Source organism: Pseudomonas sp. 3MAES_34.3B (assembly GCF_058145875.1).
This window is the reverse complement of sequence record NZ_CM176960.1, coordinates 3,320,745-3,345,607: the sequence shown is the minus strand read 5'-3', so window position 1 is coordinate 3,345,607 and position 24,863 is coordinate 3,320,745. Positions and strand designations below refer to the sequence as shown.

Genomic DNA, 24,863 nt, shown 5'->3' with positions numbered 1-24,863 from the left:
TGGCAGTTAACCCAAAAGCAGCGATAGGCGTATCAGTGGTTTTGCGAAGCGGGCAGCGCGGTTTCCCGAGCGAGCGCCAGCAACGCCGCGGGCAGGCGGGCATGGCGCCGGTCCTTGAGGCAGTAGAGGTATTCGGCGATCAGTGGTGCCCCCTCCAGGGCGATCACACGCAAGTCAGGGTTTTCCGGTACCTCGTGGCGGGCAATCACGCTAACCCCCAGGTTACGCAACACCGCCTCGCGGATGGATTCGCGGCTGCCGATCTCCACCATGGCGTTCACTTTTACGCCCGCGGTTTGCAGCATGTGCTCGGTGAGCAGGCGCGTGGTCGACCCAGCCTCGCGCATCAGCAGGCAGTGCCCTGCGAGCGCGGCGGGCGGCAGCGCGGCACAGGCGGCCAGGGGATGGCTGCGATGAGCGGCCACCACCAGAGGGTCGTGGCCCAGTACCAGCCGGGTGAAGCGGGTGTCTTCTTCCAGTTGCGAGGATGCGGCGAGGTCCACGCGGTGCTCTTCCAGCGCTTCGATGACCTGCTGGGAGTTACCGATTTCCAGGCTGACCTGAATGTGCGGATGACGCTCGCGCAGCCGCTTTACCAGATCCAGCACGTAGTAGGGCGCGGTGGCCCCGAGCCGCAGCTGCCCTTGCAGCTGGCTGGCGTTACGCAGGTGGAATTCTATGTCCGCTTCCTGCTGCAACAGCTGTTTGACCATGGGCAACAACCGCGCGCCTTCGTCGCTCAACACCAGGCGCCGCCCGCCTCGATAAAACAGCTCGATGCCGTACTGGGCCTCCAGGTTGCGGATCTGGGTAGTGACCGTAGGCTGGCTGAGGCCAAGCTTCTTCGCTGCCTGAGTGATGCTGCCCAGGCGGGCAACCATGTAAAAGGCCTTGAGCTCGGAGGCAAGCATTGAGTGGGGCTCGGGTGAAGGTGCACGCAGGGTAACAGAGGCGCACGTACGAAATCATTCAGGGGGCAGGCCCCTTTCCACCCCTGGCAACGTGAACAGGAACAAATGCTCACCCTCGCGCCCGGTGTGGGTGTGCAACGCGCCGCCGTGGGCACTGATGATCGAGGAGCAGATCGCCAGGCCCATGCCCATGCCGCTGGCCTTGGTGCTGTAGAACGCCTGGAAAACCTTGTCGGCCTGGTGAGGGGCGATGCCTGCGCCGGTGTCTTCGACCATCACCAGCACGCCGCCAGGCACCGGTTCGGTACTCACGGTGAGGCGCCGCTGGGGCGCCGGCAGGGCTTGCATGGCGTCCATCGCGTTGTTTACCAGGTTCAGCACCACTTGCTGAACCTGTACCGCGTCGGCTTCGACCAGGGCGGGCGACTGCAGGTTGAGGATGAGCGCGACCTGGCGGTCGTCGATGTCTGCCTGGGTGACCGCCAGTACCTGCCGGATCAGGGCATCTAGGGCCACAGGCTTGCGTTCCGGCAGGGCCTGGCGGGCCAGAGAACGAATTGCGGTAACAATGTCGGCGGCGCGTTGGGCCTCGCTCTTGATGTCGCGCAGGCCTTCGCTGGCTTCGCCGATTTCCGGCTGTGGCCGCTGAAGCCAGCGCAGGCTGGCGCCGGCATTGGTAAGAATCGACAGCAGCGGCTGGTTGATTTCATGGGCGATGGAGGCGGCCAGTTCGCCAAGGATGGTGGCCTGGGCGGTGCGGTTCAGCTCGCCGCGTGCCGCGCGCAGGGCTGTTTCGGTCTGCCGCCGACGTTGGTTCTCCTCCACCAGGCTGCTGTACAAGCGGGCATGGCTCAAGGAGATCGCCGCCTGTGCCGCCAGCCATTCCAGCACCTCTACCCGCGCGGGCTCGAACACCTCGGGGGCCAGGCTGTTTTCCAGATACAACAGGCCGATCACGGTATTTTGCTTGAGCAATGGCACGCACAGCGCCGAGCCATTTTCCAGCCGCCGCAGGTAGCTGTCATCGGCGTAGCCGCGCAGCTGCTCGGGCCGGTTCACCACCAGCGAGGCCCGCCCTCGCAGGCTGGCATGGATCAGGCTGAGGGGCAGCGCCGCAGGTGACGGTTGGGCCTCGCACAGCTGCACCTCCACGCCGCCAACATTGGCGTGGGCTGTTGCGCGTAGCGTGAGGTCGTCGCCTTCGGCCAGCAGCAGCGCGGCATCGGTGGCCCCGGCATACATCACGGTAGTGGACAGCAGGTTCTTCACCAAGGCATCCAGTTCGATCTCCCGGGAAAGCGCTTGGCATGCACGGGTGATCGACATCACGTCCAGCGGCTGCGCGGTGGCCTGCGCGGGATGGCTGAACGCGAAGCGATCGGGCTCCAGCAGGAACGGGTGCTCGGCCTCCAGTTGCCGGGCCAGCACGCCCGCGCCCCAGCGCACCCAGGCATCGCGCGCCAGCCGCCAGTGATGATGGGCCGACACCTCCAGCCCCGCGCTGTGGTGGCAGCGGGCAGCCAATTCATGGCCCAGGCCTTGAATGTGAATGGCGCCGCACTGGGTCGCATGGGCGATCGCGGCTTCATAGCCCTGGAGCGCGCCCAGGTGGTCACCTTTGACCCGGCACACCTCGGCTTCGGCCAGCGCGAGGCGGTCGGCAAAATACCGAGGGTTGAGCCCTGCCCACAGGCGCAGACAGCCCAGCGGGCAGTCGAAATTCTGCGCGATACCGGTGGCGCTGTGCAGCGCCGCGCGGTTCAACACCGTGAACAGGGCCAGGTCGATCAGGTGGATGTGCGCCGGTACCGCCCAGGCCAGCGCCCAGGCGGCATCCATACGGCAGGCGGCGGCTGCGAAGTTGCCTTCGAGAAATTCGAACAGGCCGTCGAACAACTCCCACCAGAAATGCAACGGGCCCATGGTGCTGGCTTCCACCCGCCGGGCCAGCTCCGCGCGATCGGGGATAGGCACAGCCCCCCCCACATCCCCGGCCAGGCGCCGAATGTACCGGGCCTGGATATACAGAATGCTTTGCGCGTCGGCGTACTCCAAGTTGGTCGCAAGGTTCAGGCCGGCGTCGATTTGCCGGAGCATGCGCTCGATGGGCGCGCCGACCACCAGCAGGTCCGACACGATATGGTTGTTGGAGAAGCACGCCAGGCTCGGGCTGCCTTGCGCCAGGCTCAACCTGTACGCCTGCTCGGCGCATTCGAGCGCAAAGGGCAGGGGCTGGGTCCACACGCTTACCTGGTCCAGCGCCACCAGGGCTGCCACCCGCCCGCTGGCGTAGCGTGGCTGCTCGGCCAGCGTGGCGGCGCAGTGGCTGAAACCGAACCCCAGCGCGTGAGCGTCAAAGCGGTGCGCACAGGTCACACCCAACCAGGCAAGGCCGGGAATGCTGGCAGCGGTAAGGCCGTGGGCGAGGGTAAGGCGGGCGATCTGGCAGGCCGTGACCAGCATCAGCGTGGGGCTGATGAACGACCCGGGAATGAGTACGCTGGCCAACAGTTCGATCAGAGCCTCCACGGGCGGATCAGCCGCCGGGCGTAGGCTCAGAAAAACACCGGGCGATCGACCTGCGAGGTCGCGAAGCAGCCCTTCCCAGGCCTGTTCAGCCTGCCCCGGGGAAGGGTCAGAGGCCATGCTTACGCCCAGGCTGGCCAGCCCATTGATGATCGTTTGCACGGCCCCGCTGTAATCACCTCGCAAGGCGCGTATTTCGCTGGCGAGCCGATAAAGGCTGGCCCCTTCCAGGGCGTCCAGCGGGTGCTGCAGCAACGCTGCAATATGCCGCTCCGCCGCCAGATGGTCGGCATCGAGAATAAGGCACTGCACCTGGAGGAGATCTACCTCTCGGGTCAGTGCCCGCAACCCCGCAGAGGCGGCGGCGAGCATGCGCTGCGCCTGAGCCAGATAGCGCAAGGCAATTTTTGGTGCCGCAGCCGCTCGGGCAGTATCCGCGGCGCGGACCAGCACCGCCACGAACGCCTGCCGTTGGCTATTGCCAAGCAGCGCGTGGTCCACGCGCAGCACCTGGCCGGCAACGCGGAACAACGCCTGCGCATCGGCCTGGGCCGATAACCGCCCGAGCAGAATGGTCGCAAATTGAAGGTGCATGGCCTGCTGAAGGTCATCGCGCAGGCGGGCGCGAACGGCTTCAAGCATCGAGTCATGCATGAACGCCAGCCCGCCGCGGCTCTGCGCCACAAGCCCGGCACTGATCGCGGGGCGCAGCAGGGCGTTGAGTGCTGCAGGCTCGGTTGCGGTCACAGCCGCCAAGTCATCCAGCGGGGAGTGGTTGCCGAGCATGGCCAGCACGCTGAGCAGCTCCCGGGTGCGCTCGGGCAGTTCATCCAGGCGGGTCGTGAACAATGCTTCCACGTCGGCGAACACGGGAAGGTCAATCGTGGCCTCCGGGCGCTCGAGCTCGCCCAGCACGGCGATCACCTGGTCGATATACAGCGGGTTGCCAGCACCGCGCTGATGCAGTCGGTGCGCCAGCGCGTCGCGTTCGGCACTGTGCAGGTTCAGGCGGGTGTCGAGCACGGTGGCGATATCATCCACACCAAGAGGGAGGAGGGTGATTTCCCTGCAGCGCTCCCCCAACGCCTGGAAGTGCCCCAGTAAACGGACCAGGGCAGGGTCTGTCGCCAAGGCATCGCCGCGCGAGGCGGCGATCAGCAGAACGTGGCGCAAGTCCCGGGCGCTGAGCTCGGCGAGGAACGACAGGGTTTCGTGATCCACCCACTGCACGTCATCGAGGAACACCACCACGGGGCACTGGGGCGTGGCCACGGCGGTCAGAAGCCGCTGGAACAGCCCCAAAAGGTTGCGCCGCGCTTCGCTCACCGAGGGTTCGCTGGCGGCGGGCAGCACCCCGGTCAGCCACTGCAGCTCCGGTACCAGGCGGCTCAAGGTATCGCCCTGATCACCCAAGGCCTGGCGCACGCGCTCGGCCACGGGTTGCGCCTGCTCCGGCGAGGCGCCCGCCAGCCGGGTGAACAGCGCACCCAAGGCCGCGCAAAGGGCACCGTAAGGCAGGGGATGGCGTGCCAGCTCGCATTTTGCGTTGGCGAACAGCGGCGCTTGCGCACCCAAGCGTTGGCGCATGCCACGTACCAGGCTGGTCTTGCCGATGCCCGGCTCGCCGCTGATGAATACCGCGCCGCCGTGCCCGTCGTAAAGCGCTTGAACCGCCTCGTTCAATACCGCCATCGGTGCCTCGCGGCCTACCAGCCTCAGCGCCAAGGGAGGGCGGGGCGGTGCTTCGGTGCCGGCCTGAAGGGTGCCGTATTCGCGCCATTCATTATGAAAGCGCCACAGTTGGGCTTCGAGCAGGCGCGCCGACGCCGGCCGGTGTTCCGGTTGCTTGCTGAGCAGGCGGGCAATCAGCTGCTCCAGGGGTTCGGGCACGCCCTGGCGAAAACGGGACAGCCGCGGCGGGGTGACCGCCAGGTGCTGCTGGCGCCATTCCAGTGGATCGTTCGCTTCGAAGGGCAAGCGCCCGGTGAGCAGCTCGAAGAAGGTAACGCCAAGGGCGTACAGGTCTACCTCGGGGCGCGCCGACGCAGCGCCAAGGGTGTGCGCTTCCGGCGCGAGGTAGGCGTAGCGGCTCGGCCGGGCACCGGTTGCGGCCCTGGTATTGTTGTCTAGTCCTCCTGCCGCGCCGAAGCCGGTCAGCCTCACTCGCCCGTCGTTGCCCACCATCAAATGGCGCGGGCACAGGTGGTTATGGGTGATGCCGCGCTCATGGACAATGGCAAGGGCAGCGCTGGCATTGATCGCAAGGGTAAGGAAGCCTTCCAGCGGCATGGTGCCCGCTACGGTGGAAGCCGGCTGGCCGCCGTCCTGCAGTATCAGGGCGGGCCCTTCGCGGGTGGTCAAGCGGCCGAGGGGGCGCAATGCCCCGGCGGCGCCCAGGCTCGGGGCCAGGGCGTATTCACGGTCAAGCCAGGCTTGAGCTTCAGCAGTGGCAGGGTGGTTTGCCCGTACCAGCAGCCAGCGGCGCAAGCCATCGGCGCTGCTCACGCGCCAGCGGCTTATGCCGTCCTCGACATCCAGGGGGGCCCAATGCAGGCCGGCAAGCCAATGTTCGTCGAACGAATCGAAGCCAGGCACAGGGCCGTCTTCGCTTGCATACACAGCGTCCATGGCTGCCCTTGGCCAGGAAGCGGGCCCCACTGGCCCGCCGGATAGTGGCCATCTTACCTGCATCGTCACCACGCGCAATCGGTGGCCGGGGCTGCTGCTTCCCACCAAAGCGAGCGTTAGAACGGCACGCTGACCCGCATCGTTCCGGTTTGCTCGGTGTACCCGGCGCGGGTCTGCATGTCCATGGAGAACGACACGCTGGTGCCGCCACGGCTTACCGAGGCAAATTCCAGCCCGCCACGCAGCACCCACGGGCCCAGATCGCTGCCAGGCGTGCGGAATGTCTGCCCGGGTGCCCCGGCGAACGCCGCGGTGACCACGTTGCCTTCATCGAGCACGTCATAAGCCACACCCAGTTTGCCCTTGAGCTGAATGCCTGGCGCCAGGTCGTGACTTACACGCGTATCGAACCCCAGCAGTAGCTGGTCCGTGGTGCGGGCCTTCACGTCCAGCAGCAGAGGCGCAATGCTGGAGGCGCCACTTTCGCGATAGGCGTCGTCGTGCACCCGGGTGTAATCGGCGCTCAGGGCCGGCGTGACCGTGGTTGCCTCGCTCAGTGGTACCCGGCGGGATAGCGCCAGGCCGCTGGTGAGGATCTGGCTATCCACGCTGGCGCTGGCTTGGGTGTTGTTGCCGCCAAAGTTCAAGGTCCGGCGGCCGTCGCTCTGGTTATGGCCCATGCCCATGTGCACGCTCAACTCGGTCATGTCGTCAAGCAAGTGGCTGCCGTAGGCGGTGAACTGGTACAGCTCCAGCTGGTTGTTCCGGCTACTTCCAGCGTCTGCATCAGTAGCCTCGCTGCTGCCGTACGCAAAGGCCACGCCAAACCGTGTGGCCCTGGACAACACGGCCTCGGCGCCCAACAGCGTGCCGCCTACATTCGCCGCGAAGCCATTGCCGGCGGTGCGCTGGTTGTCGGCCATGCGCGCGCCGAAGGGTTTGATCCACACCCCGCCCTGCGGCTGCGCGAAGCTGGCGCCAAGCATGGGCGATTCGGCCAGCCGCTCGCGCAGGGTATCGGTGATCTGTTCAAGCATGAACTGGCTGGCGGGCAGGGCATTGGTAAGGGGCAGGCTTTGGCTGACAGCCCGCGCCACCTCGGCGCTGGACGTGGCACTCACGAAATAGCTGGACAGTTCACTGCCGGTGCCTTTGGCCATTTGGCTGTCCAATACGTGAGCGGCGGCCTGCGCGGCGGCATTGCCTTTCACGGCGTCGCTAACGCCCGTGGGGCTTTTGGCGGCCAGGTTCAGGTCCAGGGTATTGGCGTCCTTCACGCCAGTGAAGTTGAACAGGTGGGAATTGCTGGTCACGTTATAGGTGCCATCGGAAGCAAGGGTGCCTGCGGAGATCACGTTGCTCAGGCTGCTGACCGTGAACGGTTGCGAGGGGGCGGCCACGTTCACATACACGTTGGCCAGGTGGGGCAGGGTGGCCGTGCCGCTCACCACCAGATGGCCGTAGTTCGTGCCGTCGAGCACGCGAGTGCTGAAGGTAGCATCGCTGGCTTGCACATAATTGCCCTGGATCGTGGCCACTGCGCTGTCGCCCGGCGCGCTGGGGTCATCCGGGTCCGGCCCTTGCGCCGCTACGGCCAGGGTGCCGCGGTTTTCGAAGGTAGGTACCTCGAAGCGGTTGCCATCCTGCAGGGTGAAGGTGCTGCCGGTGGTCACCACCACGGGCGTGGCCAGCGCCCGAACCGTACCGCTGAACCGGGCGGTGTCCTTCCCGTTGATTCGCAGCTGCGGCACGCTGGAGTCGCTGTCGATGTTCACCGCGTACTCGCTGATCGGGTCGGCGAGTACCGCGCCGCTGATATCAATGCCACCGGTGATGTCGCTGTTGCGCAGGTAGATGCCCGCCTGCCCGGCGATGGTGCCGCTGTTGACCAGGCGCCCGCCCACTTGGGTATCCACCAGCAGCACGGTGAACGGCGAGGTGGGATCGGAGCGGATTTGCCCGCTGTTGCTAAGGTCACCGCTGATTTGGGTGCTGGCAATGGTCAGCACGCCGTCGTCGCCGCCCTGGATCACCCCGCGGTTGTCGAAGCTGGCGATGCGGCTGTTCCCCACCGCCACGCCGGCGGGGCCTTCAATGCGCCCGGTATTAACGATGCCACCTTTGATGTACGAACCCCCTACGTTCAGCGCGTAGGTATGCGCCTGCAGCGTGCCGCTGTTGCGTAGCTCCCCGTACACCGAGGTGTCGCTGAGCCGCAGGCCGTAGTCCCAGCCGAACGATACGCCGCTGTTGTTGATATCCCCGTCCACCGTGCTGCCCAGCAAGGCGATGCCGGTGCCGTCAGCCTGGATGTTGCCGCTGTTGAGCAGGCTGCCGCCCACGTTGGTGTCTTCCAGGCGCAAGCCATTGACCCCGCGCAGGTCCCCGCTGTTGCCAAGGCTGCCGCCGATACCGCTGTTGTCCAGGCTCACGGCGGTGGCGGTGCCGATAATGGTGCCGGCATTGCTGAAGCTGCCTTCGATCTGGCTGGCGCGAACCTTCACCCCCGCGGCGCCTTCCACCCCGCCCAGGCCGGCGATGGTGCCGGTGTTGATCACGCTGCCGGCCACCCGGCTGTTGTCAAGAAACAGCCCGGTGCGCCCGCTCCAGGTGCCGCCCACGTTCTTGATGCCGCGGCTGCCCACGGTGGCGGTGTCGACCTGTACCGCAATGCGGTCGGTGCTGGTGACGCTGCCCGTGCTGTACAGGCCGCCGATCACCGAACCGCTATGAATACCCAGCACCGCTTGTGGGATATCCGGGGCCTGAACCGTACCCCCTTCCAGCGACAGGCTACCGGTGTTCTGCACCGTGCCTTTGACCGTGGCGTTGTACAGGGCCAGCGCGCTGCTGGACGCCACGATGGTGCCTCGATTAATGATGTTGCCGCGCACGTTGCTGTTCACCAATATGCCCGCGACAGCGGTGAGGTCCGCTTCGTTTACCAGGTTACCTGCCAACCGCCCGCTGGACAGCTGCACCCCGGTGCCATTGGAGGTGAGGGTTCCCTGGGTGAGGATGTTGCCGCTGACAGTAGTGTTCACCAACCGCAGGGCGTCGGAACTACCCCGCAGCGTGCCGGTGCTGCGCACGTCGCCGCTCACCCGGGTGCCTGTCAGCGCCAGGCCATATTGCCCCCCGCTGACCGTGCCGGTGTTCAACACGTTGCCATGCACGATGGCGTTGTTCAGTGCCACACCCACCACGTCGCCCTTTATGTTGCCGCTGTTGTTTACGTCCCCGTTGACGGTCGTTTCCAGGGCAAGCAGCCCATACACGGCGGCGTCGATCTGGCCGCGGTTGCGTAACCCGCCGACGATGCTGGATTCGATGTCGATACCATTGCCGGACGTTGTCCCGGACTGCACCTTACCGTTGTTGGTGATGCCTGCGCTGAGGCGCGTGCTGTCGATCAGCACTGCCGTGCCGTTGGTGCCCGCGCCCGCCAGGTTGCCACTGGTGTAGTTGGTGATCCCGCCGTTGATGGAGCTGTTCGTGAGTGAGATCGCGGGCTTGCCCCGTACCGTGCCGGCGTTGAGGATCTGCAGGCTGCCGTTGACTTTGTTGCCGCTGGCCCCGGCGGCAGTGCTGCTGCCAAGGGTGCCGGTGCTGGTGACCTTAAGGATGCTCCCGGCCACCAGCACACAAGGGCCGCTGGCCGCGCCGCCGATCACGATGGTGCCGGCGCTGCCGCATGCCGCGAGCGCCGGCTGTGCCGCAAGGCCGCCGATTGCCAGGGTGATTGCCCAAGCCAGGGTTCGAGCAGAGTGGTGTGTGTGAAGGTCGCCCAGGCGCCTACTGCACTGCCCGTTCCGGTTATTCCGTACCATGGCCCACCCCCGGCTCGTCGCCGATGTTGTAGAGAGGACTTGGGTATAGTCAGCAGCGGAAGGTGTGTCAAAGCTGAAACATTCAGCTGATCTCAGGCACGGACAAGCGGCGCTTTCCTGCGGTGGGAAGCGCGTTTGACGTCAGCGGTATGCCGCTATGAATCCAGGAGATTACCGCGGTATCAACTCAACCTTGCCAACCGGGCACAGATGCCCACGGCATCTCATCCGCAAACAACTCGCCATCACAGCCGCGACGATGCTGGAACGGTTGCCGGCTCTGCCAGCGGCCCTGGCTGGAACCGCAATGGCGGCACGTCAGGCGATCGTCGCGCAGCGACCAATGCGTTTCCCAGGCGGTTATCGCGTCCAGTGCGAAATCCAGACCTGCGAGGTTCGATTGAAGTGCGGCCATGTGCCACCTCCGTGTGAGTGTGTAAGGATAGAACGGTGGAAAACCAAAAGGTTCGAGCCGGTGGTCGGGATATTTCGATCAACAACCTCATGGCCGGTCCCCCGATAGCCTCGGCCCCATAGCTTTGCAGGGGATTTGTTCCCACGGTATCGTTCGCGCTTCATTGCTCAACCGAGGCCCCCATGTCCGACATCCTTATCCAGCCTTTGCTTGAAGCCGACCTGCCCGAGGCGCGGGAAGTGGTGCGCGAGGCGTTTGCCACCTTCATGGGGGTAGCCGCACCGGGCGAGTTCTGGAATGACCGGGATTATGTTGAGGGCCGCTGGCGCGCGCCGCATACGGCGTGGTTCAAGATCCGGCTGGGCGGCACCCTCGCTGGGGTGGCGGGCGTTGCCCGATGGGGCAGCCATGCCGTGGTGGGGCCGGTGGCCGTGCGGCCGGCCTTCTGGGAGCGCAAGGTGGCCAAGGCGTTGATGGCCGCGGTAAGCGGGCAACTGGACGCTTGGGGCGTGAGCCATGCGGGGTTGTTCACCTTCCCGGACAGCCCGCGCCATCTGGGGTTGTATCAGGGCTTCGGCTTCTGGCCCCAGGCGCTGACCGCCGTGATGGAAAGGTCAGTAACCTCAGCGCAGCCCGGCGCCACAACACCGCCTGTTGAATTGACCGAACCGGTGCTTCAGGCGTGCGCCGGCCTTACCGAAAGCATCGCCGAAGGCCTGGATGTGCGCGGCGAGCTGCTGGCGGTGGAACAACTCAAGCTGGGCGCCAACCTGCTGCTGCATTCACCCGATGGGGAACTCGAAGCCTTCGCGGCCTGCCACTTCGGCCCCCACAGCGAGGCCGGCGACGGGGTGTGCTATGTGAAATTCGCTGCAGTGCGGGGGGGCGATCAGGCGCCGGTTCGAATGAACCGCTTGCTGGCCGCCTGTGACGCGCTCGCCATCGCCAACGGCCAGCGCAGCGTGATGCTGGGCGTGAACACCGGCCGCCGGGACGCTTATCAGCACGTGCTGGCCGCTGGTTTCGCCATGCGCATTCTGGGCGTGACCATGCACCGTGGCAGCGGCGGCTACGACCAGCCCGACCGCTGGGTGTTCGACGACTGGCGCTGAGCGTCGCCTCGGGCGCGTACTCAGCGGCAGTCGCCCAAGGCCTCCAGCAGTGGCCCCAGGTAGGCTTCGTAATTGCGCCAGCGCGCCACCGATGAGCTGTACAGCGGTTGGCGCACCTGGGTCACACTGGCCGTGCGAATGTTGCGCTCGTTGCGGTGGAACGCCAGGCACGCGTCATCCCAAGGCAAGCCACAGAACTCCAGCAGGCGGGCGGTTTGCCCGGGCAGGTCGGCCACCAGGTCTTCGTAGCGCACGTCCAACAGGCTGCCGGCCGGCATCACGGCTCGCCAGTGGTCCATCAGCCGCACGTAATGGCGATAATGCCGCCCCAGTTCGGCCAGGTCATAGGTCGCTTCCTGATGTTCGCTGAACAGCCGGGTGAAGCACGACAGGCAGGTGTCCACCGGGTCGCGCCGCACGTGGATGATCCTCGCGTTCGGCAACATTGCCGGTATCAGCCCGGCGCCCATGTAGTTGGCCGGCAGCTTGTCGGTGATCCGCCGTGCCTGTGGCCCATGACGGCGCACCCTGGCGAGGTAGTCGCGGCCCAGCGCGGCCAGGTCGCCAGCGCTGGCCTGGGTGAGGTTCATCGGGTAGGGAAGGGGCCGCTGGCCGGGGAGCGGCGCTTGCAGCAACTGCATGAGGTCGTGCAGCTCGCCGGCCCCTGTTACCTGTGGATGGCTGGCCAACACCTGCTCGGTAAGCGTGGTGCCGGAGCGTGGCATGCCCAGCACAAAGATCGGCAAGTCGCTGGGGTCGCCCTGGCCTTCCAGTGACCGCAGGCGCGACGCGTCGAAGTGCTGGATGATTGCCTCGATGCGCGCCTCGTCCGCCTCGCTGCTGTAGTCGAACGTGGCCCGTTTCAGCCGCGCGCCTTGCTCGAAGTGGGCGAAGGCGCGGGCGTAATCGCCCAGTTCGTCGTAGCCCTTGCCCAGCCCGTAATGCAAGGCAATACGCCGGCCGGGGCTGGCCTGGGCGGCCCCGGCTAGCAGCGTTTCCATGTGTTCGAGGTTGTCGTCCCCTGGCCTGGCCTTTCGCGCCTGGGCCAGGTGGTAACGGGCGCCATGGTTGTCCGGCGCCTGGCTTATGGCTTGCTCCAGCAACGTGACGGCTTCTGGCTGATGGCCGCGCTCCAGCGCCAGGCTGGCCAGCCCCACCAAGGCTTCGGGGAAGCCAGGTCGCAAATCCAGCGCCCGGCGTAGTGCTTGCTCGGCACGCTGCGGCTCGCCCGCCTCGGCCGCCAGCGTGCCCAGTTGGCACCAGGCTTCAGCGCTGTCTGGCGTACGCTCCAGGCCGGCTTGCAGCAGTTGCAAGGCTTGCTCTCGCTGGTCCAGTTCGGCCAGGCAACGGGCCAGCCCGGCGCATGCCTTGATGTGCGTTGGGCGCAGTTGCAAGGCGTGTTCGAGCAACGGGCGGGCCTGGGCCGGGCGAGCCTGGCGAAGCCGTGCCAGGCCAAGGTTGCACACCGCGTCGGCGGACGTGGGCGCCAGTTCGGTGGCTTGTTCCAGTGCCTGAACGGCTTCGTCCAGGCGCTCGGCTTCCATCAGCACAGTGCCCAGGTTGGACAGCGCTTCTGGGTAGTCAGGGCGGCACAGCAGTGCCTGGCGGTAGCCATGGATAGCCGCTTCGAGCTGCCCACGGGCATGGGCAATACTGGCCAGGTTGTTCAGGGAGGGGACCATGGTCGGCTGCAATTGCAGTGCGGTACGGTGACAGGCCTCGGCGCGGTCCAGCTCGTTGAGGTCGAACCAGGCCAGGCCCAGGTTACTGTGCGCCGACGCCAGCGCGGGCGCCAAGGCTACCGCGCGTTCGCCATGGGCCACGGCGGGGCGGGGCTGGCCCTGCTGGCGGAGCATTTCGGCGAGGTTGCTGTGCAGCAGCGGTGCATTGGGCGCCTCTTCGATCAGCCGTGCCATGGCTTGCAGCGCTTCAGGCACCTGCCCGTTACGGTAGAGGTGCAGCGCCTGCTCATGGCGCACGTCCAGCGGCGCGCTCTGCTGGCGGGCCAGCGGCAGCGCCTCGAGCACGTAGCGGTACAAACGCTCCACGCTCGCTTGCGGGCTTTCGCGGTGGGTATCCAGGCGCAGCTCCGGCGACGTCGGCGCTTCGTAAGGGGCGCTGATGCCAGTGAAGGCGGGGAGCTCACCCGCGCGGGCGCGGCGATAGAGGCCTTTGGTGTCTCGCTGTTCGCAGGTGGCCAGGTCGGCGGCCACGTGAATCTCATGGAAGCGGGGCGTGGCTTTGCGGGCGCGCTCGCGGTCCGCGCGGTAAGGGGAAATCAGCGACACGATGCACAGCAGGCCAGCATCGGCGAACAGCGCGGCCACCTCGGCAGTGCGCCGCACGTTTTCGCTGCGGTCCTCGGGGCTGAACCCCAAGTCGGCATTCAGGCCGGTGCGCAGGCGGTCGCCATCGAGCAGGTAGCATGGGTAACCCGCAGCGCCCAGGCGCTCGGCAACGGCCTCGGCCAGGGTGGTTTTGCCTGCGCCAGACAGCCCGGTCAGCCAAAGCACGGCGCCCGCGCGTGAAGAAGAGGTTGCTGGGGTAGTGGTCACGACAGCGCTTGCTCCGGTCAGTGGTCGCAGCAGCATAGCCCACCGGCGGTCACTGCGTAGCACGGCCGCTACGATCCCTTGCCGACCTTCGCCGGCACGGGTTTGCCAGGCCTCAGTCGGCCAGTGCCTGCTCGGCGGCCCGGGCGTGTTTGGGCGCAGCGGGCATCGGCACAGCGGGCGCTGGCTGAGGTTTCACGTCCTTGGCGAAAGTGCCGTCGACCTCACCCTTGAAGAAGCCCTTGCCGTAGATCAACAGGCACAGCACCACACCGATGGCGAAGGCCCAGCTGGCACCCTTGATCGCCAGCACCGCGCCGATGACGCCAGCGATTCCCAGGTCGCGCTGGCTGCGCGCTTCGAGTATGCCCAGGCGCACGCTTACGTAGCCCTGGATCAGCAAGGTCAGCGACAGCGCCACGCCCAGAATGGGTTGCACCAGCGTTACTACTGGCAACAGCAGCAGGCCCGTATTGGTGCCCCAACGGAAAGACCCAACGCCGCCGATGATGGACTTCATCGCCTTGGGCCCGCCCTTGAAGCGCTCGATCACCACCACCAGCATGGCCGCCCATTTGGGCCCGCACATGGCCACGTCCGGGCCGAAGATGCTCATGAAGGCATTGCGCGCGCCGAAGATCAGGTGCGCGCGGTCGGGGTTATAGTCCACGGCCTCGTCGGTGCGCACCGTCTCGGCCTCGTCAAGCAGGGCCTTGGCGCTCAGCACGTCGCCGAACACGATGATGTACACCGCCAGCATGGTGGGCACGGCGGAAAGGAACATCGACAGCGGTGGCATGCCCAGCCCGAACACCGTGTAGCCGTGCCACAGCCCGGCGAAGTCGGGTTGGCTGATGCCCCACTGGATGGTCGGCCATGGCGCTTCGCCGAACAGCGGCGCGATCACGACCGCCAGCAGGATGATCGGGAGGATCCCCAGCTTGGCGAAGTTCCACCAAAAGCGGTTGCGCTGCTTGAGCGCATTGAAGTGTGTGGAGAAGATCAAATAGAAGGCGAGGCCCACCGCGATCGAGATGGTCATGGGCAACACGTTGAACTTGCCGCCCACCTGGAACACGGCGATCACCGCGCTGAGGCCGGCGCCCACGATAATCCCTGACTTGATCGCCGGCGGCACGTATTCCACCACCTTGCGGGCCATGCCGGTGGCCCCGAGCGCAATGGAGAACACCCCCAGCATCAACTGGAAGGCAATCAGGGCGTGCACCCGTTCCGGGCCCATGGGGAACTGTGCGCAGTAGGTCATCAGCAGCGGCACCGCCGGGGTGATCCAGCCTGGCACGGTGGGGTCGCCCAGCAGGTGATGGGTCAGGTACAGCAAGCCATTGAGCATCACGACTGCCAGGGCCACCTCGAATGGCATGCCCAGCAACTCGGTCATCAGCGGGATCGCCGCCAGGTCTACCGCACACATCAGCAGGCCCTGCAGGTAGTCGGGCATCTCGAGCTTGTAATGCAGGAACGGCAACCGGACCTTGAACGGGCCCAGCGGGATGTAAGGGCTTTCGCGGCCCGCAAGCGGTGTATCGGACATGAGGGGCACCTGATTTATTGGTTTTATAAGGGTGAGGCCCGGGCGAACCCAGGCTTGTAGCATTCGGCCTGGCGTTCAGTACGCGCTGCGGTAGATCTTCTCGATATCACCCGCGGTGAGCTTGCGCGGGTTGTTGCGCATCAGCCGGTCGATCTTGCTGGCTTCCTCGGCCATGGCCGGGATCGCATCCTCCGGCACATTGAAGCTGCGTAGGCCGGTGGGGATGTCCACGGCGGCACACAAATCACTCATGGCCTGCACGGCCAGGTCGGCGGCGTCCCGGTCACTCAGGTGGGCCACGCGCAGGCCCATGGCCTCGGCGATGTCGCGGAAGCGCTCCAGGCAGGCCATTTTGTTCCAGGCCATCACGTAGGGCAGTAACAGGGCATTGCTCACGCCGTGGGCAATGTTGAAGCGCCCGCCCAGCGGGTAGGCCAGCGCATGCACCGCGCCCACGCCGGCGTTGCCGAACGCCATGCCGGCCATCAGGCTGGCGGTGGCCATGTCCTCGCGGGCGCTGAGGTTCGAAGGGTTGGCGTAGGCCTTGGGCAATGCGCGGCTGATCAATTTGATTGCCCCCAGCGCGATGGCATCGGTGATGGGCGAAGCGTTCACCGATATGTAGGCTTCCACCGCGTGCACCAGGGCGTCCACGCCACTGGCGGCGGTCACGCTGCGAGGGCAGGTGAGGGTCATGACCGGGCTCACCAAGGCTACGTCCGGCAGGAGGTAATCGCTGACGATGCCTTTCTTCAGCTGGGCCTGTTTGTCCGAGAATATCGCCACGTTGGTCACTTCCGAGCCCGTGCCGGCCGTGGTGGGGATGGCGATCAGGGGCGGGCCCTTGCGCTTCACCAGGTTTACCCCGAACAACTCGGCCAACGGCCCGTCGTGGTGGGCGAAGGCGGCAACGCCCTTGGCGATGTCGATGGCGCTGCCGCCACCCACGGCGATCAACGCGTCATGGCCGCCCTCGCGGTAGGCTCGGGTGCAGTCCTCGACGATCGAGAGTTCGGGTTCAGGCTTGACCTGATCGAACAGGCCATGCTCGCGCCCACCCAGTTGCGCCAGCGCCAGCGCCACGGTGCCCGAGCTCACCAGGATGGCATCGGTGACGATCAGCGGGTTGCGTACGTTCAGGCGGGTGAGTTCGGCCGGCAATTGCTCCAGCGCGGCGGCACCGGTAATGAGGGTGTTGGCGATCTTGAAGGCAGAGAGGCTCATCGGCTCGTCCTGTAGGCGTTGTTGTGGGGAGCGTGCCTAGCAGACGTAGCTAAAGCTGTGCCAACCCTACGCAGGCCGTGGGCTAGAGCGGTTTAGGGATTTTTCCGAGCGGCAGAGCGGCCTGCGGCGATTGGCAATCGAATCAAAACTGGCTGCGTTGATTGAAATCCTAATCGGAGCGTTCCCAGCGTTTCATTTTCTGCACCACAGTGGCCTGGCTTACGCCCAGCGCCTTGGCGGCAAGGCGGGTGGTTTTGTGTGCCTGCAGCGCTGCACGAATGGCCGCGCGTTCGGCGTTCTCCAACACCTTGCGCAGCGGTAGGCGGCTGTTTTCGGCGGGCGAAGGTGCCAGCTTGAGGATTTCTTCGGGCAAGTCCAGGGCGTTTATGGTGCCGGTGTGGTTGGTCACTACCAGCCGCTCCACGATATTGATCAGCTCGCGAATGTTCCCGGGCCAGGTGTAGTCGCACAATAGGTCGAGGGCCTCGAGGCTCAGCTGCACCTCGCGCTCGTAGCGGCCGTTGAAGCTGGCCAGGTAGTACTCCAGCAACGGAGGGATGTCTTCCCGGCGCTCGCGCAGCGCGGGGATGCTGATGGGCACCACGTTGAGCCGGTAGAAAAGGTCGGCGCGGAACCTGCCCGCGGCCACCTGGCTTTTGAGGTCGTGGTGGGTAGCGCTGATGATGCGTACGTCCACCTCCTTGAGCTCCAGCCCGCCCACCGGGATAAAGCGGTTTTCCTCAATGACCTTGAGCAGCTTCACTTGCACCGCCAGCGGCAGGTCGCCGATTTCATCGAGGAACAAGGTGCCATGGTGGGCCAGTTCCAACAGGCCACGCTTGCCTTTGGGGCCGGCCCCGGTAAACGCCCCGGGGGCATAACCGAACAGCTCTGCCTCGATCAGGTTTTCTGGCAGGGCGCCGCAGTTGAGCGCCAGGAAGGGCTCTTTGGCGCGAGGGCTGGCGTTATGGATGAACTGCGCGACCAGGGTTTTACCAACGCCGGTTTCGCCTTGCAGCAGCACCTTCACCGAGCTGGCGGCCACTTGCCGGGCCAGCGCGAACACCTGCCCAGACACTTCCTGATGGGCCACCATCGGCGATTGCAGCAGGTTATCCCGCTGGCCGGCATGCAGCCGGGCAGTGCTGTTGCGCAGCTGCTTGAATTGAGCGAGTTCATCCCGCTCGTGCTTCATGCGCAGCAACTCGGTCATGTCCCGCACCGTGCTTACCACATAGCGGATGCGCCGCATGTCATCGAAGATCGGCGTGGCACTCACCAACAACTGTTTGCCTTGGCTGAGGCTCTGCATCACCGATACGGGCTGGCCGTCCTGCAACACCCGCAGCGAAGCGGACTGGGAAATCACCCCTTCCTTGACCAGTGCCTGCATCGGCCGGCCCAGCAACGTTTCGCCATCCAGCCCGGTCAGGCGTTCATAGGCGCGGTTCACCTTGAGCGTGATGCCTTCACCGTCGGTGATGTACACCCCATCGTGAAGGGCATTGAGGAGTTCTTCGAAACTCGAATCGCTGATATTCACCGGGTTCTCCGCCTGGGGTGCTCAAGCGGAGTTTAAGGGATTTTGCAGGCGGGGCCCCCTCAGAAGGGCAACCTGAATTTCACCGAGGCGGCTTGGTCGGTGTAGTCACTGCGGGTTTGCGCGTCGTAGTTCACCGACAGCTCGGCGCCGTTGCTGAAGGTGGTGGCCAGGCCGGCGCCGCTGCGCCACAGCCAGGGGCTGGCTTTTTCGCCGGTGGTGGTGAAGGTCTGGTCCGGCGCGCCGGCAAACGCCGCTTTTACTGCGCCGTCGTCGTTGATCAGGTCGTAGCCCACGCCCAGGTTCAGCTTCAACGCGGTGCGCGGGGTGAAGGCATGGGCAAGGGTGCCGTCGAGGCCAGCGATCAGCTGGTTGCTGTGGCGTTCTTCCACGTTCAGCAGCAGCGGCGCCAGGCCACTGGCCCCGTGCTCGCGGTAGGCCTCGTCGCGGAGGTGGTTGAAGTCCAGGCGCAGCGCGGGCAGCAACTGGGTGGTGTCGCTTAGCTGCAAGGTGCGGCCCAGGCTGGCACCGACGGTTGCGATCACGCTGTCGTAGTCGCCCTTGGCGGTGCCGCTCACGCCGCTGAGGGCCAGGGTGCGTTCACCCTGCACGCTGTTGTTGCCGGCACCGGCGTACAGCATCAGCTCGGTGGTGCGGTCCAGCGCGTAGCTGCGGTAGCCGAGGAACTGCCACAAATCCAGCTGGCTGCTCTGGGCGGCGCCCTGCACGTTGGCGGTTTCCGCGTTGGCGTAGGCAAACGCAAAGCCTGCGCGGGAGGTGGAAGAGAGGCGGGTGTCCATGCCGATCACCGAACCGCTGCTGCCACCGGTGCGCCCGCTGGCGTAGCTGAAGGGCTTGCTCCACAGGCCCGGCGTGTTGTTCAAACCATCGGCCGAGAGCAGGCCGTTGGCGATGCCCATGCGTTCCTGCACCGCCAGGTCGATGGCCGACAGCGCCGCCTGGCTGGCACGCAAGGAGGCGTTGGTCTGCGGCAGGGTTTGCGCCAGCCGGCTGGCCACCTCGGCGTTGCTGGTGGCGCTCACGAAGTAGGGGGTGAGTGCGCTGGCATTGCCCAAAGCGAGCTGCTGGTCCAGCACCCGGGCGGCGCCGCTGGCACCGGTCAACCCTGCTTCACTGGCCGCCACCCCAACACCGCTGGAGGTTTTGGCGGCCAGGGTCAGGTCCACGGTGTTGGCATCCTTCACCGCGCCGAAGTTGAACAGCGCCGAGTTGCTGGTGACGGCAAAGGTGCCGTTGGACTTGAGCGTGCCGGCCTTGATCACGTCCTGCAGCCGGCTCACGGTGAACGGCTGGTTGGCCGAGGCCACGTCCACGTCGATGCGCGCCTGGCTGGGCAAGGTGGCGGTGCCGCTGACCACCAGTTGGCCGTAATGGGTGGCATCGGTCACTTCGGTGCGCAGCACGCCGCCGCTGGGCTGAAGGTAGTCGCCGGTAATGCGCGCGGGCTTGGCTGCAGCCACAGGCGCGGTGAGCACAAGCTGCCCGCGGTTGGTGAAGCTGGTTACGGTCCAGCGATCACCCGGCGCCAGGTTGTAGCGCGCGTTGCTGTAGAGGTAGGCCTTGGTATTGGGCGCGTACACCGCCCCTTTGAAGCGCGCGGTGCCGTCGCCGCCGATGGCAAGAGTGGGCAGGGTGCTGGTGCTGTCCACATAGAGCGCATACTGCCCGCCGGCCAGGGTCCCGGTGTTTACCAGGCCGCCCAGGCTGCTGTTGGTTAGCGTGACCCCCGCGCCGCGCCCGCTCATCAAGCCATTGTTGATCATGCTGCCGCGCACAGTGCTGTCGGTGAGGCGCACGGCGCTGCCCAGGTAGCCGTCGTCATAACTGTTGTAGCGAATGGTGCCGCGGTTGATGAAGTTGCCCGCCAGCTGTGCGCGGGTCAGTATGGCGCCGTCGGCACCGAGGATGAGCCCGGTGTTGATGAAATCGCCGAACACGCTGGCGCCGCGGTCCAGCTCGATGCCGGTGCCGTGGTAATCGCCATCGATGCGGCCGCTGTTGATCACGTCGCCGAGGATCGCGCCGCCGTACATGTGCAACGCCGGCAGCCCGCCATACAGCGAGCGCATGATGCCCGTGTTGACCAGGTCGCCTTTGATCAGCGTGTCGGTCACGTCGAATTCACCGGTGCCGGCCGTGATGGTGCCTTCGTTGACCAGGCTGCCCAGCACGCTGTCACTGATGCCGACGAAGCTGCCTCCGTAGATCAGGCCGCGATTGATCAAGCCGCCTTCGATCGTGCTGCCACCGATCCCCAGGGACGTGAAGCCTGAGGCGATCGAACCGTCGTTGACGAACTGCCCGGACACGTAGGTACTGGTCAGTGCCGTATAAGCCAGCCGCCCGGTGTTCACAAAGTTGCCAAGGATGGTGTCATTGGTCAGGGTGAGGCCCCGAGTGAATGCGGTGATGGTGCCGCTGTTATGGAAATCTTCATTGATAAGGCTGTGTTCGATCACCAGGCCGTCTTCGCTGCCGTCAATGTGGCCAGTGTTTTCGAAACGGGCAAGCCCTACGTCCGAGAGGTGCATGGCGACGTTGCCGGTGATGTGGCCTGCATTGGTGAAGGCGCCTACGCCCGCGTGGCTGATGGAAACCCCTTCGACCGCGCCCGTGATATGGCCGGTCCTGGTGTTCACGAAACTGTCGAACGTGGTGTCTTGTGCGGTGATGCGCACACCGTAGTCGCCGCTGAGGGTACCGCTGTTGGCCAGGGTGTGGTTGTAGCCGGTAAGGGTTACGGCGGCGCCGGAGGGCACCTCGATGGCGCCACTGTTCGTAACCGTGAGGCTTTGCCCCTGACTCAAGCTGCACGCCACCGTAATAGCGCTGCTCACGGTGGTGATTGCCGTGGTACAGCTGTCAGCCGCTTCGGCCAGGCCCAGCGGCCCGGCGAGGGCCAGCAACAGCGCGGCCTGCAAGCGATGGTAAGGATGGCCGCCGAGGCCGGAGAGGTGAGGGCTGCGGTTGTCCATAAAGGTGCACCCTGTTGTTATCAAAACGGTGAGTCTTGACTGCAGGAGGGGGCGAGAGCCCCCGAACTTTGGGCCTGCTTTAGTCCATTCCCCGGCTACGCCGGGTCCCACATGTGTGATCAGGGCTGCGCGCTAGAACGGCAACCTGAATTTCACCGAGGCGGCCTGGTCGGTGTAGTCGCTGCGGGTTTGCGCGTCGTAATTCACCGACAGCTCGGCGCCGTTGCTGAAGGTGGTGGCCAGGCCGGCACCGCTGCGCCACAGCCAGGGGCTGGCTTTTTCGCCGGTGGTGGTGAAGGTCTGGTCCGGCGCGCCGGCAAACGCCGCTTTCACCGCGCCGTCGTCGTTGATCAGATCGTAGCCCACGCCCAGGTTCAGCTTCAGGGCGGTGCGCGGGGTAAACGCATGGGCGAGGGTGCCGTCCAGGCCGGCGATCAGCTGGTTGCTGTGGCGTTCTTCCACGTTCAGCAGCAGCGGCGCCAGGCCGCTGGACCCATGCTCGCGGTAGGCCTCGTCGCGGATATGGTTGAAGTCCAGGCGCAGCGCGGGCAGCAGTTGGGTAGTGTCGCTCAGCTGCAAGGTACGGCCGAGGCTGGCGCCGACGGTGGCGATCACGCTGTCGTAGTCGCCCTTGGCGGTGCCGCTCACGCCGCTGAGGGCCAGGGTGCGTTCGCCCTGCACGCTGTTGTTGCCGGCACCGGCGTACAACATCAATTCGGTGGCGCGGTCCAGCGCGTAGCTGCGGTAGCCGAGGAACTGCCACAAATCCAGTTGGCTGCTCTGGGCGGCGCCTTGCACGTTGGCGGTTTCCGCGTTGGCGTAGGCAAACGCAAAGCCTGCGCGGGAGGTGGAAGAGAGGCGGGTGTCCATGCCGATTACCGAACCGCTACTGCCCCCGGTGCGCCCGCTGGCGTAGCTGAACGGTTTGCTCCATAGGCCCGGCGTGTTGTTCAAACCATCGGCCGAGAGCAGGCCGTTGGCGATGCCCATGCGTTCCTGCACCGCCAGGCCGATGGCCGACAGCGCCGCCTGGCTGGCACGCAAGGAGGCGTTGGTCTGCGGCAGGGTTTGCGCCAGCCGGCTGGCCACCTCGGCGTTGCTGGTGGCGCTCACGAAGTAGGGGGTGAGTGCGCTGGCATTGCCCAAAGCGAGCTGCTGGTCCAGCACCCGCGCCGCGCCGCTGGCACCGGTCAAACCCGCTTCACTGGCCGCCACCCCAACACCGCTGGAGGTTTTGGCGGCCAGGGTCAGGTCCACGGTGTTGGCATCCTTCACCGCGCCGAAGTTGAACAGCGCCGAGTTGCTGGTGACGGCAAAGGTGCCGTTGGACTTGAGCGTGCCGGCCTTGATCACGTCCTGCAGCCGGCTCACGGTGAACAGCTGGTTGGCCGAGGCCACGTCCACGTCGATGCGCGCCTGGCTGGGCAGGGTGGCGGTGCCGCTGACCACTAGCTGGCCGTAGTGGGTGGCATCGGTCACTTCGGTGCGCAGCACGCCGCCGGTGGGCTGAAGGTAGTCGCCGGTCACGCTGGCCACCGTGCCGCGCTTGGCCGGCGCGGCCAGCACCAGGGTGCCGCGGTTGGTCAGGCTGTTTACTGTCCAGCGGTCGCCAGGCAGGAGGGTGTAGGTGGCGCCGCTATAAAGGTACGCATCGGTCTTGGGCGCATACAGCGCGCCCTGGAAGCGGGCCGTATCATTGCCACCTACGGTCAGGGTTTTCAGGCTGCTGGCGGCGTCCACGTACAGTGAATACTTGCTGCCGGAAATCAGCCCGGTATTCACCAGGGCGCCGCTCACAGCGGTACCGGTGAGCCGCAGCCCGGTACCGGTGCCGCGCACGCTTCCACGGTTTTCGATACCGCCTACCGTGCTCTTGATCAGGTTGATGCCGGTATCGCCGCTCACGCTGCCGCGGTTGACCACCCGGCCGCCGACCGTGGTGTCATTGAGGTAAAAGGGGTAGGCGCCACCTTTTATAGTCCCGGTATTGATCACATCGCCATCGATCTGGTCGGTGCCCAGGATCATCCCGGCCACCGCGCCGGTGATGCGGCCGCTGTTGAGCAGGTCGCCGCTGATGGTGGAGCCGGCGATTACCAGCCCGCTGCTGTCGGCCGCCAGGGTGCCGCTGTTGATCAGGCTGCCGCCTACCGTCACCGCGGCCCATACCGCGCCATAGGTGGCACCGGTGATGCTGCCGCTGTTGCGGAAGTCGCCCTTGATCTCGGTGTTTTCGAGCCCCAGCCCGCTGCCATCGTAATCGGCGCTGATGGCCCCGGTGATCGTGCCGCTGTTGATCAGGCTGCCGCCAATGTGAGTGTTCTTCAGTTCAATACCCGTGGCACCGGTGACCTTACCCCGGTTGATGATGCTGCCCACCACGGTCGCTTCCTGTTCGCCGCGCAGCGCAATCGCCGCGTCACCGCCGGAGAGCGTGCCGTAGTTGATCAGGTTGCCGCCGATGCTGCCGCCCACCAGTGACAGCCCGGCGTAGCCACTGGGCCCGGTGGTGAAGGTGCCACGGTTGATCACATCGCCTTTGACGATGGTGTCGTAGAGGGAAAAGTCGCTGCTGTGGCTTTTGATGGTGCCAGTGTTGAGCAGGCTGCCCAGGGTGCTTTCGCGTATGAGCACGCCGGAGCTTGAACTGATGGTGCCGCGGTTGGTGAAGCTGCCTTTGACCGTGCTGCCGAACATCACCATCCCGGTGTAGCCGCTGAACAGTCGCCCGCTGTTGAAGAAGTCGCCGCCGATGGTGCTGTTGTAGATCAGCGTGGTGGCGAGGAATTCGCCGCTGTTGACCAGGCTGCCGCCCAGGCTGCTTTCGTTCATCAGCAATGAATGGCTACCGCTGCGCAACGTGCCAGAGTTGCGTAGCGCGCCGGTCACCTGGCTGTGGTCGAGCAGCAGCCCTTGAGAGATTGCGGTAAGCGCGCCGCTGTTCTTGATGTCCCCTTTTACCGTGCTGCTGACCACCGCCAGCCCGGCCGCGCCAGAGGGTGCACTGATGGTGCCGCTGTTGTTGAGCCCGCCGTTGAGGGCCGACTCCACGATGGCCATGCCTGCGGCGCCGGTGCCGCTCATGTGTACGGTGCCGGCATTGCTCAAGGCGCCGGTAATGGTGCCCTTGTTCATGGAAAACGCACCCATCGCCCCTTCGAGCATGCTGCCGCTGGCGTTGACCACGCTGCCGGTGACCTTGCCGCCGTCAATCAGCATGCCGTAGCCGCCGGAAATGTTGCCGTTGTTCATGAAACGCTTGGCCGTGGTGCCGCTGCCTACGCTTACCGCTGCGCCGTCCGCGACGGTGATGGCGCCGCTGGCGGTCACTTCCAGGCTTTGTTGATTGCCCAGTACGCAGGCACGGGTGGCTGCGGAAGAAATGACTGTGTTCGCCCGGGTACAGCTGCCGCTGCCCTCGGCCTGCTGGGCGACCAGGGTGCCCAGCGCCAGCACCACTGCCACCGCGAGGCGGTGAGGGGTATGGGAAGGGTGCCGCTCGAGGCAGCGGGCCGACTGCGAAGGCTGGCCAGGGTTGCGATTGTCCATGTTGCACCCCGCCTTGATTGTCTGC

Annotated in this window: 11 protein-coding genes; 1 reads left to right on the top strand and 10 read right to left on the bottom strand. The window is 65.7% G+C overall.

Annotated elements, in window-relative coordinates; genetic code table 11:
- Positions 1 to 32 precede the first annotated feature (32 nt).
- The 4 genes from AC3Z8Y_RS14600 to AC3Z8Y_RS14585 all read right to left on the bottom strand — a co-directional run bounded on the left by AC3Z8Y_RS14600 (position 33) and on the right by AC3Z8Y_RS14585 (position 10,310).
- Complete coding sequence (locus tag AC3Z8Y_RS14600; RefSeq protein ID WP_490086421.1) at positions 33 to 911, bottom strand: LysR substrate-binding domain-containing protein; 879 nt, start codon at positions 909 to 911, stop codon at positions 33 to 35.
- Positions 912 to 965: 54 nt separating this feature from the next.
- Positions 966 to 6,065 (bottom strand): trifunctional serine/threonine-protein kinase/ATP-binding protein/sensor histidine kinase, encoded by a 5,100-nt coding sequence (locus AC3Z8Y_RS14595; protein ID WP_490086420.1) that lies wholly within the window; start codon positions 6,063 to 6,065, stop codon positions 966 to 968.
- Between the two features lie 116 nt (positions 6,066 to 6,181).
- The gene (locus tag AC3Z8Y_RS14590; RefSeq protein WP_490086419.1) at positions 6,182 to 9,895 is read right to left on the bottom strand and encodes an autotransporter domain-containing protein; all 3,714 of its coding nucleotides are present in this window, start codon (positions 9,893 to 9,895) and stop codon (positions 6,182 to 6,184) included.
- A 187-nt stretch (positions 9,896 to 10,082) separates the two neighbouring features.
- The gene (locus AC3Z8Y_RS14585; protein ID WP_490086418.1) at positions 10,083 to 10,310 is read right to left on the bottom strand and encodes a hypothetical protein; all 228 of its coding nucleotides are present in this window, start codon (positions 10,308 to 10,310) and stop codon (positions 10,083 to 10,085) included.
- Between the two features lie 182 nt (positions 10,311 to 10,492).
- Here AC3Z8Y_RS14585 and AC3Z8Y_RS14580 point away from each other — a divergent pair, with 182 nt between their 5' ends.
- Positions 10,493 to 11,422, top strand: coding sequence for a GNAT family N-acetyltransferase (locus AC3Z8Y_RS14580; protein ID WP_490086417.1), 930 nt, complete (start codon positions 10,493 to 10,495; stop codon positions 11,420 to 11,422).
- 20 nt (positions 11,423 to 11,442) lie between these two features.
- Here the strand turns inward: AC3Z8Y_RS14580 and cysC are convergent, their stop codons facing one another.
- The 6 genes from cysC to AC3Z8Y_RS14550 all read right to left on the bottom strand — a co-directional run bounded on the left by cysC (position 11,443) and on the right by AC3Z8Y_RS14550 (position 24,838).
- Complete coding sequence (gene cysC / locus AC3Z8Y_RS14575; RefSeq protein ID WP_490086416.1) at positions 11,443 to 13,977, bottom strand: adenylyl-sulfate kinase; 2,535 nt, start codon at positions 13,975 to 13,977, stop codon at positions 11,443 to 11,445.
- Between the two features lie 112 nt (positions 13,978 to 14,089).
- Positions 14,090 to 15,529, bottom strand: a complete 1,440-nt coding sequence (locus AC3Z8Y_RS14570; RefSeq protein ID WP_490086415.1) for a hypothetical protein — start codon at positions 15,527 to 15,529, stop codon at positions 14,090 to 14,092.
- A 75-nt stretch (positions 15,530 to 15,604) separates the two neighbouring features.
- Positions 15,605 to 16,753: an iron-containing alcohol dehydrogenase gene (locus AC3Z8Y_RS14565; protein ID WP_490086414.1), complete on the bottom strand. Its 1,149-nt coding sequence runs from the start codon at positions 16,751 to 16,753 to the stop codon at positions 15,605 to 15,607.
- Between the two features lie 169 nt (positions 16,754 to 16,922).
- Positions 16,923 to 18,296, bottom strand: a complete 1,374-nt coding sequence (locus tag AC3Z8Y_RS14560; RefSeq protein WP_490086413.1) for a sigma-54 interaction domain-containing protein — start codon at positions 18,294 to 18,296, stop codon at positions 16,923 to 16,925.
- Between the two features lie 59 nt (positions 18,297 to 18,355).
- Positions 18,356 to 21,289: an autotransporter outer membrane beta-barrel domain-containing protein gene (locus AC3Z8Y_RS14555; protein WP_490086412.1), complete on the bottom strand. Its 2,934-nt coding sequence runs from the start codon at positions 21,287 to 21,289 to the stop codon at positions 18,356 to 18,358.
- 132 nt (positions 21,290 to 21,421) lie between these two features.
- Entirely contained in the window at positions 21,422 to 24,838 is a 3,417-nt protein-coding gene (locus AC3Z8Y_RS14550; protein ID WP_490086411.1) for an autotransporter outer membrane beta-barrel domain-containing protein, read from the bottom strand.
- Between the last annotated feature and the right edge of the window lie 25 nt (positions 24,839 to 24,863).